This is a genomic window from Streptomyces sp. NPDC037126 (assembly GCF_055605965.1).
The window spans coordinates 204,397-218,084 of sequence record NZ_JBVJTD010000002.1; the positions used below are offsets into that span (position 1 = coordinate 204,397).

Consider the following 13,688-nt stretch of genomic DNA (forward strand, 5'->3'; position numbering starts at 1 on the left):
CAGGGGAGAGTGCCCGCATGGCGAAGACGGCGGCCGAGAAGCTCGGCGTCAGGGCCGGAAGCGTGCTGACCGTGATCAACGCGCCGGACGGCGAGCCGCCCGCGGTCGGGCCTCTGCCGGACGACGTCACGGTTCGGCCGGCCGGTCCGGGCGGTGAGCCGGCGGACGTGGTCGTGCTGTTCGCCGAGGACAGCGGGCAGCTGCACCGGGACGCCCCCGCCGTGCTGTCGGACGCGTCCGACGCCGCGAAGGTCTGGATCGCCTACCGCAAGGGCGGGGTCAGCGACCTCAGCCGTGACACCCTCATGCCCGCCTTCGTCGATCTCGGCTGGCACGGCGTCAGCCTCGTCTCGCTGGACGACACCTGGTCCGCGGCCCGCTTCCGCCGCTTGGAGCAGATCGGCCGCTGACCGGGACGGGCCCGGGCGACCGCCTCGCGCACGCCGCCCAGGTCCACCACGCCCAGGTCGCCGAAGATAGTAGCCATGTACATAATAGCCATGTACTCTATTCGACATGAGCAAGGGTTCCGAAGCCGCCACGCCCGGTTTCCTCGTGTGGCGGCTGTCGACGAAGTGGCGGGTCGCGGTGGACCGTGCGGTGGCCCCGCTGGGGCTGACGCACGCGCAGTACTCGCTGGTGGCGTCGCTGTACGGCATGCACCGCTCGGGCGACCGGCCCAGCCAGCGGCGCCTCGCCGACCACACCGGGCTGGAGGCGCTCTACGTCTCCAAGCTGGCCCGCGGCCTGGAGTCGGCCGGCCTGCTGGAACGCACCCGGGACCCCGACGACCCGCGCGCGGTGCAGCTCGCGCTCACCGAGCGGGGCTCCGAGGTCACCCGGCAGGCGATCGGCGTCGTACAGGGGCTGCTGCGGCAGCTGCTGGCCCCGCTGGGCGGACCCGACAGCCCGCGCGCCCAGGAGTTCACCCGGGATCTGACCACACTGCTCGACGCACCGATCGACCCGTTCGGCACCACCGACCACGAGACGGAGCAACCATGACCACCACCCCTCCCCCGGTCGACGGCCGCGCCATAGGCCTCGCCCACTACGCCTCGCGCGCTCTTCTGGAGCACGTCCTGGCCCCCTACGGACTCACGTTCCAGCAGAACGTCACACTGCGGCTCGTCGCGGTGGCGGGCGGGACGATCGAGCGCGACGCGCTGGCCGACGCGGTCACCGGCACGGTGCGGACCGACGCCTCCGCCGTACGGGGCACGATCGACGACCTGATCGCCGCGGGCCGGCTGGCCCCGGCGGAGCCCACCGGCGTACGGATCACCGATGCCGGCCGGGAGCTGTACGCGAGGGCCTCGGCGGAGGCCGGTGCGGTGGCCGCCCGGCTCTACTCGGGCATCTCCGACGAGGACCGGGTCGCGGCCGGTCGCGTGCTCGCCCTGGTCACCGAGCGGGCCAACGCGGAACTGGCGGCACTCGAGGTCTAGGCCCGCACCGGAGCGACGGTTGGTGGAATATTGAACAACCGCGTTCCGTTCTGGCCGGGCGAAGGAGGTCACGAGTGGAGACCACGTACTACGAGCAGGGCACGCCCGCCCAGCGCTGGGAGCGCGCGCGGCTGTTCTTCGACGCCAAGGACTACGCGGGCGCGGCGCGGGTGCTGACCGGGCTGGTCGAGGAGGTGCCGGAGCAGACGGGACCCCGGCTGCTGCTGGCCCGCGCCTACTACCACTCCGCCCAACTGCGCCGCGCCGAAGCCGAGTTGCGCGTCATCGTCGAGCGGGACCCGGTGGAGCACTACGCCCGGCTGATGCTGGGCCGCACGCTCCAGCGGCAGGCCAGGCACGAGGAGGCGGAGCGGCACCTGCGCATCGCCTCGGCGCTCGCGGGCGACTTCCCCGAGATGTGACGGACACGTTCGCGGCTCGCCAGGGCCCGGTTCCCGCAGGGGACCGGGCCCTCGGTCTTCCCGGGGAACGGCGGCCCTCGGCCCGCACGCCCGCACCGCGCCGGCGAGGCGACAGCCCCGCCGCACCCCTCTCCCCCCGGCCGGTCAGCCCTCCGGGCGCAGTCCCGCCACGAGGATCCCGACCAGCCGGCGCGCGTCGTAGCGGGAGTCGCCGTCCGCGCCGATGCAGAGGTTCCCGACGCCCCGCATCAGCTGGTACGCGGTGACGTCGGAGCGGATCTCGCCCGCGCCGGCCGCGGCTTCGAGGAGTTCCGCGCAGACGGGCAGGAGGCGGTCGAGGAAGTAGGCGTGCAGGGTCTCGAAGCCGGCGTTGTCGGACTGGAGCACGGCGGCGAGTCCGTGCTTGGTGACCAGGAAGTCGGCGAAGAGGTCGATCCACCGGCCCAGCGCCGCGTACGGCGTCCCGCCCGCCGCCAGCAGGGCCGGACCGGCCTCCGCGCAGGCCTCCACCTGATGCCGGTAGACGGCGATGATGAGGTCCGCGCGGGTCGGGAAGTGGCGGTAGATCGTGCCGAGGCCGACGCCGGCCCGGGCCGCGATGTCGCGCACCGGAGCCTCCACGCCCGACGTGACGAAGACCGCCGCGGCCGCATCCAGCAGGGTCTCCTTGTTCCGCAGGGCGTCCTTGCGCCGGGCAGGGGCCGCGCGCCCCGCACCCTCGTCGCCGTCCTTCACCGCGCCACTCCTTTCACCGGCGGCCATCCTCGCACCCGACCGACCTTGCCAAAACGGAACTCTGTTCCGTATCGTCTTTCCGGAACGAGGTTCCGTTTATTCGTCATGTCAGGGCAGGGCTCCGGCGACCCGGTCGCGCCCTGTTCCCGCTCCGGGCTCAGAGCCCGCAACTTCACCCTCACCCGGGAGACACAGCCATGCAGTACCGCACCCTGGGCCGCACCGGCGTACAGGTCAGCACCCTCGCGCTCGGCGCGATGAACTTCGGCAGGATCGGACGCACCACCCAGGACGAGGCCACCGCCATCGTCGACGCCGCCCTGGAGGCGGGGATCAACCTCATCGACACCGCCGACCGGTACGGCGACGGCGAGTCGGAGGAGATGGTCGGCAAGGCCATCGCCGGTCGCCGCGAGGACGTCGTGCTCGCCACGAAGGCGGGCCTGCCGATGGGCGACGAGCGCAACCACCGGGGCGCCTCGCGCCGCTGGCTGGTCCGCGCGCTGGACGACAGCCTGCGCCGCCTCGGCGTCGACCACGTCGACCTCTACCAGGTCCACCGGTGGGATCCGCGGACCGGCGACGAGGAGACGCTGTCGGCCCTCACCGACCTGCAACGCGCCGGGAAGATCCGCCACTTCGGCTCGTCCACCTTCCCCGCCCACCGCATCGTGCAGGCGCAGTGGACCGCCCGCGAGCATCGGCTGGGCCGATACGTCACCGAACAGCCCAGCTACTCCGTGCTGCAGCGCGGCATCGAGGGTCATGTCCTGCCCGTGGCCGAGGAGTTCGGGCTCGGTGTGCTGGTGTGGAGCCCGCTGGCCTCGGGCTGGCTGTCGGGTGCGATCCGCGAGGGGCGGGACATCGCCACCAACCGCTCGGCGTTCATGCCCGAACGCTTCGACACCCGCGTCCCGGCCAACCGGGCCAGGCTCGACGCCGTAGAGCGGCTGGCCGAAGTCGCCGACGGGGCAGGCCTGTCGATGATCCAGCTGGCGCTGGGGTTCGTCACCGCCCACCCGGCCGTGACCGGCGCGCTCATCGGCCCGCGCACCACGGACCACCTGCGCGCCCAGCTGGCCGCCGCCGACACCGTGCTGTCCGCCGACGTGCTCGACGCGATCGACGACATCGTCGCACCCGGCACCGACCTCGCCCCGCACGAGAAGTTCGACGCCCCGCCCGCGCTGCTCGACCCGTCACTGCGGCGCCGCTGACCGCGGGCCCCGCCCCGAACGGTCGGGCCCGCGGGTCGAGGACCGCGAGAGCGCGCGGCCCGCCCGGACCCGTCAGCGCCGCCGTTCCCGAGAGGACAGCAATCCCATGTCACCCACATCCCGGCCCAGTTTCGGAATCATGACCGCCCCCTCGCAGGTCGAGTACGGAGACGTCCTGCGGGTATGGCGCGAGGCGGACGCCGTCCCGGAGATCGGGCACGCCTGGTTGTTCGACCACCTCATGCCGATCTTCGGCGACCCCGACGGACCCGCCTACGAGGGCTGGACGCTGCTCTCGGCCCTCGCCGCCCACACCCGGCGACTGCGGCTCGGCGTCATGGTGACCAGCAACCGGTTCCGGCCGCCCGCCGTGCTGGCCAAGATCGCCACGACCGTCGACGTCGTCTCCGGCGGGCGGCTGGACTTCGGCATCGGCGTCGGCTCGCGCCCCGGCCATCCCCTGGCCCGGCGTGAGTACGAGGCGCACGGCCTGCCCTTCCACGACCCCGCGCACGCCGTGGAGAGCCTCGCCGAGGCCTGCACGCTGATCCGGCGGCTGTGGACCGAGGACCGGCCCTTCGACTTCCACGGCACCCACCACCGCCTGACCGGGGCCTTCGGCAGCCCCAAGCCCGTGCAGCGCCCGCACCCGCCGATCCTCATCGGCGGACGCTCGTCCGCGACGCTGCGCGTGGCCGCCGAGCACGCGGACCTGTGGAACATCCCCGGCGGGGACATCGAGGACGTCGTGCGCCGCAGCGCCCTGCTGGACCGCTACTGCGCCGAGATCGGCCGGGACCCCGCCTCCGTCACGCGCTCGATCCACCTGCCCGTCTCGTACGACGACACCGGCGCCACCCGGGACGCGATCGGCGCCGCGACCGGCGCCGGCTTCCGGCACATCGTCCTCGGACTGCCGGCCCCCTACCCCGCCGGAGTCGCCCGGTGGGTCGCCGACGAGCTCATCGGCAGGCCGGCCTGAGCGCGGTCGCGGGCTCGCTGGAGGAGATCCCCCCGTTCACGGGTCGGCATGGCATCCTGACGCGATGGCACCCTCCCGTGATCACGCACCGCTCGCCGAGCGGGTCGAGGAACTCCTCGCCACCGGCGGCCCCTTGCCCATCGTCGCCGCCGGGCGGCCGGTGCTGCGGTCCGGCACCGAGCCGTACGAGGGTCAGCTGGGCCCCGCGCTGCTGGCCCGCTTCGTCGAGGCCCTGCGGGTGACCATGCACGCCGCTCCGGGCGTGGGGCTCGCCGCGCCGCAGGTCGGCGTGGAGCTGCGGATCGCGGTCGTCGAGGACCCGGCACCGGTGCCCGAGGAGGTCGCGGTCGCCCGCGGTCGGCGCCCGCAGCCGTTCCGGGTCCTGGTCAACCCTGCCTACGAGCCGGTCGGCACCGCCCGTTCCGCGTTCTTCGAGGGCTGCCTGAGCGTGCCGGGCTGGCAGGCGGTGGTGGCCCGGCACACGGAGGTACGGCTGCGCGCCGAGGACGAGCACGGCCGCGCGGTCGACGAGGTGTTCGCCGGGTGGGCCGCCCGTATCGTCCAGCACGAGACGGACCACCTCGACGGGACCCTCTACCTCGACCGCGCGGAACCGCGCTCCCTGTCGACGAACGAGGCGGTGGCGGCGCTGTGGGCACAGCCGACGCCGGAGGCGGCGGCCGCGGCCCTCGGCTTCGAACTGCCTTAGCCCACCGGTCACTTGTCCCGATAGGCCTCCAGCAGCCGCAGCCAGACCTCGCTCAGGGTCGGGTACGACGGGACCGCGTGCCACAGGCGGCTGACCGGGACCTGGCCCGCGACGGCGATGGTCGCCGAGTGGATGAGTTCACCGACGCCGGGCCCGACGAAGGTGACCCCGCGCAGGATCTCGTCCTCCAGGTCCACGACCATGCGGGCGCGGCCCTTGTAGCCGTCGCCGTACAGGCCCGCTCCGGCTACCGAGGAGAACTCGACGTCGATGGCGCGGACGCGATGGCCGGCCTGTTCCGCCTCGGCCAGGGAGAGGCCGACCGCGGCCGCCTCCGGGTCGGTGAAGACGACCTGGGGTACGGCGTCGTGGTCGGCGGTCGCCGCGTGCGCGCCCCAGGGCTCCTCCAGGAGCCGGTCGCCGGCCGCGCGGGCGGCGATGGCGGCACCGGCCACGCGGGCCTGGTACTTGCCCTGGTGGGTGAGGAGGGCCCGGTGGTTGACGTCGCCGACTGCGTACAGCCAGTCGGTGCCGTCGACGCGGAGGCTGTCGTCGACGTCCAGCCACGTCCCGGGTTCCAGGCCGACGGTGTCGAGGCCGATGTCGTCGGTGTGGGGGACGCGGCCGGTGGCGAACAGGATCTCGTCGGCCTCCAGCCGGTCGCCGGCGCCGGTGACGGCCACGACGGTGCCGTTCTCACGGGCGACCGACTCGACGGACGTGCCGGTGCGGACGTCGACACCCGCCCCGGCGAGGGCCTCGGCGACGAGTTCCCCGGCGAACGGCTCCATGCGGTTCAGCAGGCCCTTGCCGCGGACCAGCAGGGTGACCCGCGAGCCGAGCGCCTGCCAGGCGGTGGCCATCTCGGTGGCGACGACACCGCCGCCGACGACGATCAGCCGGCCGGGTGCGGCCTCGGCGCTGGTCGCCTCGCGGCTCGTCCACGGCCTCACCTCGGCGAGGCCGGGCAGATCGGGGAGCGCGGCACGGGTGCCGGTGCAGACGGCGACCGCGTGCCGGGCGGTGAGGGTGGTGACCGTGCCGTCGGGGCCGGTGACCGTGACCGTGCGGGGGCCCGCCAGACGGCCCTGGCCGCGGTACAGGTCCGCGCGGATGCCGTCGAGCCAGCCGACCTGGCCGTCGTCCTTCCAGTGGGAGGTGAACTCGTCGCGGCGGGCGAGCACGGCGGGGGTGTCGAGGGGGCCCTGGACCGCCCGGTCGAGGCCGGGCAGCCGGCGGGCGTCGCCCTGGGCGATGACCGGCCTGAGCAGGGCCTTGCTGGGCATGCACGCCCAGTACGAGCACTCGCCGCCGACCAGTTCGCTCTCCACGACCGCGGTGGTGAGGCCGGCCGCGCGGGTGCGGTCGGCGACGTTCTCCCCCACGGGCCCGGCTCCGAGCACCACGACGTCGTACGCGTTGGATTCCGTTTCCGTCATGGGGTCAGTCTGGTGGGTGGTGTGCGTGGCGGCCACACGGGTACGTGCGCGACACACGGGCGTGCGCGTGTGGAATAGGCGGCCCGGCGGTCGTGTTTCCGCCGTCGGCACACCCCCCACACCAGGAAGCAGGGATTCACGCCATGAGCAGCACGATGGAGCTGACCAAGGACAACTTCGACCAGACCGTCATCGAGAACGACTTCGTTCTGATCGACTTCTGGGCGTCCTGGTGCGGGCCGTGCCGGCAGTTCGCACCGGTGTACGAGAAGGCGGCCGAGGAGAATCCGGACCTGGTGTTCGGCAAGGTGGACACCGAGGCCCAGCCCGAACTGGCCCAGGCCTTCGGCATCCAGTCGATCCCGACGCTGATGATCGTCCGGGACCGGGTGGCCGTGTTCGCCCAGCCTGGTGCCCTGCCCGAGGCCGCGCTGACGGACGTCATCGGTCAGGCCCGGAAGCTGGACATGGACGAGGTCCGCAAGTCCATCGCCGCCCAGGAGGGCGAGGCCCAGTAGTCCCCGTCGGCCCGCACTCGGCGGCGGGGAGGTGTCAGGTGGACTCGCGGAGCACCACCGAGGCACCCAGCACCCTGTGCACCTCCGGCTCGCCGCCGGGGTCGCGCACCGCGCGGTCGACCAGTTCGGCGAGGTCGCGGCCCGAGGGCAGTTCGATGTGGACCGTGCTGAGCCGGGGCCGCAGCAGCCGCCCGAGCATCAGGTCGTCGGCCCCGATCAGCGCCACGTCCCCGGGGACGCGCACCCCCTCGTCCTGCAGTGCGCGCATCAGCAGCATGGCGTACTCGTCGTTGTACGCGAACACCGCGTCCAGCCCCGACTCGCCCCAGCGGGCGGCGAGTTCGGCGGCGGCCTGCTCGGAGTAGGCGAGCGGCACCTCGGTCACGGACGCGTCGGTGCCGTGCAGCGCCTGGCGGACACCGGCGAGCCGGGGCAGTGAGTACGCCTCGAGGCCGGGCTCCTGCGGTACGACGACACCGATCCGGCGCCCGCCGCGCTCGTACAGGTGCGTGGCCGCGCAGTGGCCGACGGCCTCGTGGTCCATCAGCAGGGCGTGCGCGCCGTCGACGCGCCCGGGGCCGAGGGTGACCACCGCGCGGGCGCCGGAGCGCTTGAGCACCGCCACGCCCCGCGGGCCCAGCTCCGCACCGGGCACCAGCACGGCGACGGGCCTCAACTCGGCCCAGGCGCGGGCGGCTTCGTCACCCTGGAGGCCGACGCTGCCGTACTGGACGACGGTGTAGTCGAGCCGGCCGAGCGCCCACTGCAGTTCGTTGAGGAACGTGCTGTACAGGGGGCCGACGGGGATCGCCGGGGCGGGCATGAGGACCATGCGACTGTGCCCGGCGCGCAGGCTGCGGGCCGCCGCGTGGGGCACGTACCCCAGTTCCTGCGCCGCCTCGCGGACGCGGCGGCGCGTGGGTTCGCTGATCCGTACGGCGCTGGTGTTGTTCAGGACGTAGGACACGGTCGCGCGCGAGACGCCGGCCAGGCGGGCCACGTCGGCGCTCGTGGGCGTGTTCGGTATCTGCACCATGACAGACCGCATCTTGGCAGAGGCGCGGGGGCCGGTGGCAGCCGGGGGAACGTGGTTCATCGTTCGACGAAAACGGGGACGTCGCACGCCTGTTGGGGAGGGTGCGGCCCGCGCCTGTCACCGGGGATCCCCCCTCGACGAACACGCTCGTGTCGAACTTGTTCGTGACGAACATGTTCGTTACGATGAGGACATGACCGCATCGCCCCGCTCCCGTCGCGAGCGCCCCGCCAAGCCCGCCCTGAACCGGGAGGGCATCGTCGCCGCCGCCGTCGCGATCCTGCGCGCGGAGGGACTGCGCAAGGTGACCATGCGGCGGCTGGCGCAGGAGCTCGACACCGGACCGGCCTCGCTGTACGTCTACGTCCGCAACACCGACGAACTCCACGCGGCCGTCCTGGACGAACTGCTCGGCACGGTCGGGCCCGCCCCCGCCGAGGGCGGCTGGCGGGAGCGGCTGGCGCAGGTGCTCACCGGCTACACGGCGATGCTCCTGGAGCATCCGTCGCTCGCCCGTTCGGCGCTGACCGCCCGGCCGAGCGGCCCCAACTACCTGCGGCTGATCGAGACGCTCCTCGGCCTGCTCCAGTCGGGCGGAGTGCCGCGCGAGCGCGCGGCCTGGGGGGTCGACCTGCTGCTGCAGCACGCCACCGCGACCGCCGCCGAGCACGCGGGCGGGGACTCCCCGGGCGAGTGGCAGGCGCTGGACCGCGCCCTGCGCGAGACGTCCGCCGGCACCCACCCGCACATCGCCGCCGCGGGCGGTGCGCTGCTGTCCGGCACCCCCGAGGCCCGCCTGTCGTGGGCCTTCCAGACCCTGATCAACGGCATCGAGCACACCGCCGTACCCGACTGAGCGCCAGGAGGCCGCCATGACCACGCCGTTCCGGACCCACCACCCCGTAGCCGTCGTCGGCGCGGGTCTCGGCGGGCTCGCGCTCGCCCGCGTACTGCACGTGCACGGCATCGGGGCCGCCCTGTTCGACCTCGACGACTCGCCGGCCGCCCGGACCCAGGGCGGCATGCTCGACATCCACGACGACTCCGGCCAGCGGGCGCTGCGTGCCGCCGGTCTGCACGAGGAGTTCCTGGCCCGCGTCCACTCCGGCGGCCAGGCCCTGCGGGTCCTGGACCGGCACGGCACGCTCCGGCTGGCGGAGTCCGACGACGGCAGCGGGACGCGCCCCGAGATCGACCGCGGCGACCTGCGCGACCTGCTGCTCGGCTCGCTGCCCGAGGGCACGGTCCGCTGGGGCGCCAAGGTCACGGGGGCGCGCCCGCTCGGCGACGGCCGGCACGAGGTGACGCTCGCCGACGGCACCGGCTTCACCACGGACCTGCTGGTCGGTGCCGACGGCGCCTGGTCGCGGATCCGCCCGCTGCTCTCCCCGGCCCGGCCCGCCTACACGGGCGTGTCGTTCGTCGAGGTCGACCTGCTGGAGGCGGACCTGCGCCACCCGGTGAGCGCGGAGGTGGTGGGCGCGGGAATGTTCTTCGCGCTCGGCGCCGGCCGGGGCTTCCTCGCCCACCGCGAGACGGACGGCTGCCTGCATGTGTACGTGGCCGTCGAGGCGCCGGAGGACTGGCTGGACGGCATCGACTTCACCGACCCGGCGGCGGCGAAGGCGGCGGTGCTGAAGGAGTTCGACGGCTGGGACGAACGCCTGCGGGCGCTGGTCGCGGACGCTGACGGCATACCGGTGCCCCGCCGGATCCACGCCCTGCCGGCCGGTCACCGCTGGGAGCGCGTCCCGGGTGTCACGCTCCTCGGCGACGCCGCCCATCTGATGTCGCCGTTCGCGGGCGAGGGCGCCAACCTGGCGCTCCTCGACGGCGCGGAACTGGGCCTCGCGCTGGCCGCGCACCCCGGGGACACCGAGGCCGCGCTCGCCGCGTACGAGGACGCGCTGTTCCCCCGCGCCGAGGCGTCCGCGCGGGAGTCGGCCCACGGCGGCTCCCTCCTGTTCCGCGCGGACGCGCCCCAGGGCCTGATCGACATGTTCACCAACGGCCCGGCGCACTGAGGAGACTTCAGCGACCGGGCCGCTCGATGCCTGGCGCTCCGGCCCCAGCCCCCGGCAGCGGCGTCCGCGGCTGCTGCCGGATCCGCTGCGCCGGGCTCGCAGACCCCGGTCCGGCCGCAGCGGGCGCGGGCGCCGAGCCAGGAGGTCGCGTGCCGGCGCCGCTGGGACTGCTGTGTCACCTCGGGCGCGTGGCTTTCGGGACGGGTCGGGGGTATGCGGACGATGATCGTGTACGCCGTGCCGTGTGAGTCACCGCAGGAGGAGCCGTGCCCCTGGTCCCGCCCCCGTTCGACCCGGAGCTGGCCGCGTCGCTCGAACAGCTCGAAGGCGTGGCCGAGCCCGGGTTCCGCATCGAGGACCTCGACTCCGCCCGGCGGTCCGCGGGCGCCGAACTGGCTCCGCTGCTGGACCTCACGATGGACGGCGCCTTCGAGGTGGCGGACCGCGCGGTGCCCGGCCCCGCGGGCGCCCCGGACGTCTCCCTGCTTCTCTGCCGTCCGGCCTCGGCCGGGGTCACGGCGCCGCTGCCGGTGATCTACCACGTGCACGGCGGCGGCATGATGATCGGCACCAACCGGGCCGGCGTCGACGCGGTGCTGGGCTGGGCGCTGGAACTGGGCGCGGTGGTGGTGTCGGTGGAGTACCGGCTGGCGCCCGAACACCCGCACCCGGCACCGGTCGAGGACGCGTACGCGGGCCTGGTGTGGACCGCGGGGCACGCGGCGGAGATCGGCGGCGCCCCGGACCGGATCGTCGTCGCGGGCGCCAGCGCCGGCGGCGGCCTGACCGCGGCGCTCGCGCTGCTCGCGCGGGACCGGGAGGGCCCGCGGCTCCGGGGCCAGCTGCTGATGTCCCCGATGCTGGACGACCGCAACGACACCGTCTCCAGCCACCAGATGGCCGGCCTCGGCCTCTGGGACCGCACCGCCAACGAGACCGCCTGGACGGCGCTGCTGGGCGACCGCCGCGGCGACCCCGGCCTCTCCCCCTACGCGGCCCCCGCCCGCGCCACCGACCTGTCCGGGCTGCCGCCGGCGTACATCGACGTGGGCTCCGCCGAGACGTTCCGCGACGAGGCCGTCACCTACGCCTCCCGCCTCTGGGAGGCCGGCGGCGACGCCGAACTCCACGTCTGGCCCGGCGGCTTCCACGGCTTCGACGCCCTGGCCCCCACCGCGACCCTCTCCCGCACGGCCCGGGCGTCCCGCGTCGCCTGGCTGAGACGACTGCTGTCGCGGTGAGGCCCGGTGAGCCGTTCCCGGTGCCCGTGCCGACTTGAGCGAGTGTCACCCGGCGAAAGGCGCGCCAGGGCACCCTTGTTGACGTTACCGTTCGGTAGACAACGTGTCCGGAGGGTCCCGGAGGTGCTTGCTCATGTCGTTGGATCGTGCCGTGGGGCTCGTGGAGTCCGTTCGTGCGCTGGCCGGCGGGGAGGTGACGTCCCGTGAGCTGGTGGAGGGGGCCCTGGAGCGGATCGGGGCCTCGCAGCCGACGCTGAACGCCTTTCGCATCGTGTGCGCCGAGGCCGCGCTCGCCGAGGCGGACGCCGCGGACCGGGAGCTGGCCGCCGGTGGGCGGCGACCGCTGCTCGGGGTGCCGGTGGCGGTGAAGGACGACATGGACGTGGCGGGCCACCCGACCGCGTTCGGCTGCCCGGGCGACTTCCCGCCGGTGGCCGCGGACGGCGAGGCGGTACGGCGGCTGCGGGCGGCCGGCGCCGTGATCGTCGGCAAGACGAACACCTGCGAGCTGGGGCAGTGGCCCTTCACGGAGGGGCCGGCGTTCGGGGACACCAGGAACCCCTGGCATCCCGGACACACTCCCGGAGGTTCCTCGGGCGGATCGGCGGCCGCCGTCGCCGCCGGTCTGGTGCCGGCCGCGCTCGGCTCCGACGGTGCCGGTTCGGTGCGGATCCCGGCGTCCTGGACCCACCTGATCGGCATCAAGCCGCAGCGGGGCCGCATCTCGACCTGGCCGCGCGGCGAGTCCTTCCACGGCATCACGGTCAACGGCACCCTGGCGCGTACGGTCGCCGACGCGGCCCTGCTCCTCGACGCGGCGAGCGGCAACCACGACCGGGACCCGCACCGGCCGCCCGCGCTGACCGTGGCGGACGCGGTCGGCCGCGACCCCGGCCGGCTGCGGATCGCCCTGGCCCTGAAGCCGCCGTTCACCGCCGTACCGGCCCGGCTGGACCCGGAGATCCGTGGCAGGATCGTCGAACTCGCGGGGCGGTTGGCCGCGTTGGGGCACGACGTCGAGGAGGCCGACCCGCCCTACGGCCAGATCGGGCTGACCTTCGTGCCGCGCGCCACCGCCGGCATCGCCGAGCGGGTCCGCGAGGCCCCCGACCCCGCGCTGCTCGACCCGCGCACCCGGGACGCGGCCCGGCTGGGCCGGCTGCTCGGCGGGGTGCCACTCAGGGTGGCGCGGCGCGCGGAGGCGCTGCTGCATCGGCGGATCGGCAGGTTCTTCTCGTCGTACGACGTGATCCTCGCCCCGACCACGGCCGCTCCCCCGCCCCGGATCGGCGCCTTCGCCCGGCTCGGCGGGCTGGCCACCGACCGGGCGATGATCGCCGCGTGCCCGTACGCCTGGCCCTGGAACGTGCTGGGCTGGCCGGGCGTGAACGTGCCCGCCGGGTTCGCCGGTGACGGACTCCCGATCGGCGCCCAGCTCCTCGGCCCGGCCAACAGCGAACCGCTGCTGGTGTCGCTCGCCGCCCAGCTGGAGGCGGAGCTCCGGTGGCACGAACTGTGGCCGCCGCAGCGGGTGGACGCGGACGAACCGGCCGTGTGACGGCGTCGCGCCCGTACCCTTGGGCCATGGACGACGCGTCGATGGTCGGGCTCATCGGGCGGGTGACGGGGACGGTCGGCCCCGGGCTGGTCGGCGAGGTGATCGTGCGGGTGCGCGGCGGCGCGGAGCACTTCCTCGCCCATCCCGCCGACGGCAGCGCCCGGATCACTCCGGGCACGGTGGTCATGGTGGTCGAGTACCTGCCGCCGAGAACCGTCTACGTCACGGCCGCGTACGACAGTTGAGCACGCTCCGCCCCAGGTGGTGGCGGCATGCGTCAAGATGGCAACAAGGATCCGCCGGCGTCTTCTGCGGTGGCCGCGGCAGGCGCACACTCCCTTCGTTCGGTGCCGAAAGGG

16 protein-coding genes are annotated in these 13,688 nt (G+C 74.3%); 13 read left to right on the forward strand and 3 right to left on the reverse strand.

The window, feature by feature from the left end; translation table 11 throughout:
* Positions 1-17 precede the first annotated feature (17 nt).
* From ACZ7FF_RS05970 to ACZ7FF_RS05985, 4 genes are all read left to right on the forward strand, one after another.
* Positions 18-410 carry a hypothetical protein gene (locus tag ACZ7FF_RS05970; protein ID WP_470809851.1) on the forward strand — a complete coding sequence of 131 codons (393 nt, stop codon included), beginning with the start codon at positions 18-20 and terminating at the stop codon, positions 408-410.
* Positions 411-516: 106 nt separating this feature from the next.
* Positions 517-1,005, forward strand: a complete 489-nt coding sequence (locus tag ACZ7FF_RS05975) for a MarR family winged helix-turn-helix transcriptional regulator (RefSeq protein WP_470809852.1) — start codon at positions 517-519, stop codon at positions 1,003-1,005.
* Entirely contained in the window at positions 1,002-1,448 is a 447-nt protein-coding gene (locus ACZ7FF_RS05980; protein WP_470809853.1) for a MarR family winged helix-turn-helix transcriptional regulator, read from the forward strand. Before ACZ7FF_RS05975 ends, ACZ7FF_RS05980 begins: the two co-directional genes overlap by 4 nt.
* Before the next feature lie 74 nt (positions 1,449-1,522).
* Positions 1,523-1,870 (forward strand): tetratricopeptide repeat protein, encoded by a 348-nt coding sequence (locus tag ACZ7FF_RS05985; RefSeq protein ID WP_470809854.1) that lies wholly within the window; start codon positions 1,523-1,525, stop codon positions 1,868-1,870.
* A 144-nt stretch (positions 1,871-2,014) separates the two neighbouring features.
* Here the strand turns inward: ACZ7FF_RS05985 and ACZ7FF_RS05990 are convergent, their stop codons facing one another.
* Positions 2,015-2,605, reverse strand: coding sequence for a TetR/AcrR family transcriptional regulator (locus ACZ7FF_RS05990; RefSeq protein ID WP_470809855.1), 591 nt, complete (start codon positions 2,603-2,605; stop codon positions 2,015-2,017).
* Between the two features lie 197 nt (positions 2,606-2,802).
* Here ACZ7FF_RS05990 and ACZ7FF_RS05995 point away from each other — a divergent pair, with 197 nt between their 5' ends.
* The 3 genes from ACZ7FF_RS05995 (at position 2,803) to ACZ7FF_RS06005 (ending at position 5,513) form a co-directional block, all read left to right on the forward strand.
* Positions 2,803-3,822, forward strand: coding sequence for an aldo/keto reductase (locus ACZ7FF_RS05995; protein ID WP_470809856.1), 1,020 nt, complete (start codon positions 2,803-2,805; stop codon positions 3,820-3,822).
* Positions 3,823-3,928: 106 nt separating this feature from the next.
* Positions 3,929-4,804: an LLM class flavin-dependent oxidoreductase gene (locus tag ACZ7FF_RS06000; RefSeq protein WP_470809858.1), complete on the forward strand. Its 876-nt coding sequence runs from the start codon at positions 3,929-3,931 to the stop codon at positions 4,802-4,804.
* Between the two features lie 64 nt (positions 4,805-4,868).
* Entirely contained in the window at positions 4,869-5,513 is a 645-nt protein-coding gene (locus ACZ7FF_RS06005) for a peptide deformylase (protein WP_470809860.1), read from the forward strand.
* An 8-nt stretch (positions 5,514-5,521) separates the two neighbouring features.
* Here ACZ7FF_RS06005 and ACZ7FF_RS06010 read toward each other — a convergent pair whose 3' ends face one another.
* Positions 5,522-6,952: a dihydrolipoyl dehydrogenase family protein gene (locus tag ACZ7FF_RS06010; RefSeq protein ID WP_470809861.1), complete on the reverse strand. Its 1,431-nt coding sequence runs from the start codon at positions 6,950-6,952 to the stop codon at positions 5,522-5,524.
* Positions 6,953-7,095: 143 nt separating this feature from the next.
* Between ACZ7FF_RS06010 and trxA the strand changes: the two genes are divergently transcribed.
* Positions 7,096-7,470 carry a thioredoxin gene (gene trxA / locus ACZ7FF_RS06015; protein ID WP_470809862.1) on the forward strand — a complete coding sequence of 125 codons (375 nt, stop codon included), beginning with the start codon at positions 7,096-7,098 and terminating at the stop codon, positions 7,468-7,470.
* A 34-nt stretch (positions 7,471-7,504) separates the two neighbouring features.
* On the opposite strand, the gene ACZ7FF_RS06020 is transcribed toward trxA, so the two are convergent.
* Positions 7,505-8,506 carry a LacI family DNA-binding transcriptional regulator gene (locus tag ACZ7FF_RS06020; protein ID WP_470809864.1) on the reverse strand — a complete coding sequence of 334 codons (1,002 nt, stop codon included), beginning with the start codon at positions 8,504-8,506 and terminating at the stop codon, positions 7,505-7,507.
* Between the two features lie 193 nt (positions 8,507-8,699).
* Between ACZ7FF_RS06020 and ACZ7FF_RS06025 the strand changes: the two genes are divergently transcribed.
* The 5 genes from ACZ7FF_RS06025 to ACZ7FF_RS06045 all read left to right on the forward strand — a co-directional run bounded on the left by ACZ7FF_RS06025 (position 8,700) and on the right by ACZ7FF_RS06045 (position 13,574).
* A complete protein-coding gene (locus ACZ7FF_RS06025; RefSeq protein ID WP_470809866.1) occupies positions 8,700-9,362 on the forward strand; it encodes a TetR/AcrR family transcriptional regulator in 663 nt (220 codons plus the stop codon).
* Between the two features lie 16 nt (positions 9,363-9,378).
* Complete coding sequence (locus tag ACZ7FF_RS06030; RefSeq protein ID WP_470809867.1) at positions 9,379-10,530, forward strand: FAD-dependent oxidoreductase; 1,152 nt, start codon at positions 9,379-9,381, stop codon at positions 10,528-10,530.
* A gap of 266 nt (positions 10,531-10,796) precedes the next feature.
* A complete protein-coding gene (locus tag ACZ7FF_RS06035) occupies positions 10,797-11,771 on the forward strand; it encodes an alpha/beta hydrolase (protein ID WP_470809869.1) in 975 nt (324 codons plus the stop codon).
* Positions 11,772-11,904: 133 nt separating this feature from the next.
* Positions 11,905-13,329, forward strand: a complete 1,425-nt coding sequence (locus tag ACZ7FF_RS06040) for an amidase (RefSeq protein WP_470809870.1) — start codon at positions 11,905-11,907, stop codon at positions 13,327-13,329.
* A 26-nt stretch (positions 13,330-13,355) separates the two neighbouring features.
* Positions 13,356-13,574 (forward strand): hypothetical protein, encoded by a 219-nt coding sequence (locus tag ACZ7FF_RS06045; RefSeq protein ID WP_470809871.1) that lies wholly within the window; start codon positions 13,356-13,358, stop codon positions 13,572-13,574.
* Positions 13,575-13,688 lie beyond the last annotated feature (114 nt).

Bases quoted from the DNA above. Each gene is read 5' to 3' on its own strand.
- ACZ7FF_RS05970 (WP_470809851.1), top strand. From the start codon at position 18: ATGGCGAAGACGGCGGCCGAGAAGCTCGGCGTCAGGGCCGGAAGCGTG.
- ACZ7FF_RS05975 (WP_470809852.1), top strand. From the start codon at position 517: ATGAGCAAGGGTTCCGAAGCCGCCACGCCCGGTTTCCTCGTGTGGCGG.
- ACZ7FF_RS05980 (WP_470809853.1), top strand. From the start codon at position 1,002: ATGACCACCACCCCTCCCCCGGTCGACGGCCGCGCCATAGGCCTCGCC.
- ACZ7FF_RS05995 (WP_470809856.1), top strand. From the start codon at position 2,803: ATGCAGTACCGCACCCTGGGCCGCACCGGCGTACAGGTCAGCACCCTC.
- ACZ7FF_RS06000 (WP_470809858.1), top strand. From the start codon at position 3,929: ATGTCACCCACATCCCGGCCCAGTTTCGGAATCATGACCGCCCCCTCG.
- ACZ7FF_RS06005 (WP_470809860.1), top strand. From the start codon at position 4,869: ATGGCACCCTCCCGTGATCACGCACCGCTCGCCGAGCGGGTCGAGGAA.
- ACZ7FF_RS06010 (WP_470809861.1), bottom strand. From the start codon at position 6,952: ATGACGGAAACGGAATCCAACGCGTACGACGTCGTGGTGCTCGGAGCC.
- trxA (WP_470809862.1), top strand. From the start codon at position 7,096: ATGAGCAGCACGATGGAGCTGACCAAGGACAACTTCGACCAGACCGTC.
- ACZ7FF_RS06020 (WP_470809864.1), bottom strand. From the start codon at position 8,506: ATGGTGCAGATACCGAACACGCCCACGAGCGCCGACGTGGCCCGCCTG.
- ACZ7FF_RS06025 (WP_470809866.1), top strand. From the start codon at position 8,700: ATGACCGCATCGCCCCGCTCCCGTCGCGAGCGCCCCGCCAAGCCCGCC.
- ACZ7FF_RS06030 (WP_470809867.1), top strand. From the start codon at position 9,379: ATGACCACGCCGTTCCGGACCCACCACCCCGTAGCCGTCGTCGGCGCG.
- ACZ7FF_RS06040 (WP_470809870.1), top strand. From the start codon at position 11,905: ATGTCGTTGGATCGTGCCGTGGGGCTCGTGGAGTCCGTTCGTGCGCTG.
- ACZ7FF_RS06045 (WP_470809871.1), top strand. From the start codon at position 13,356: ATGGACGACGCGTCGATGGTCGGGCTCATCGGGCGGGTGACGGGGACG.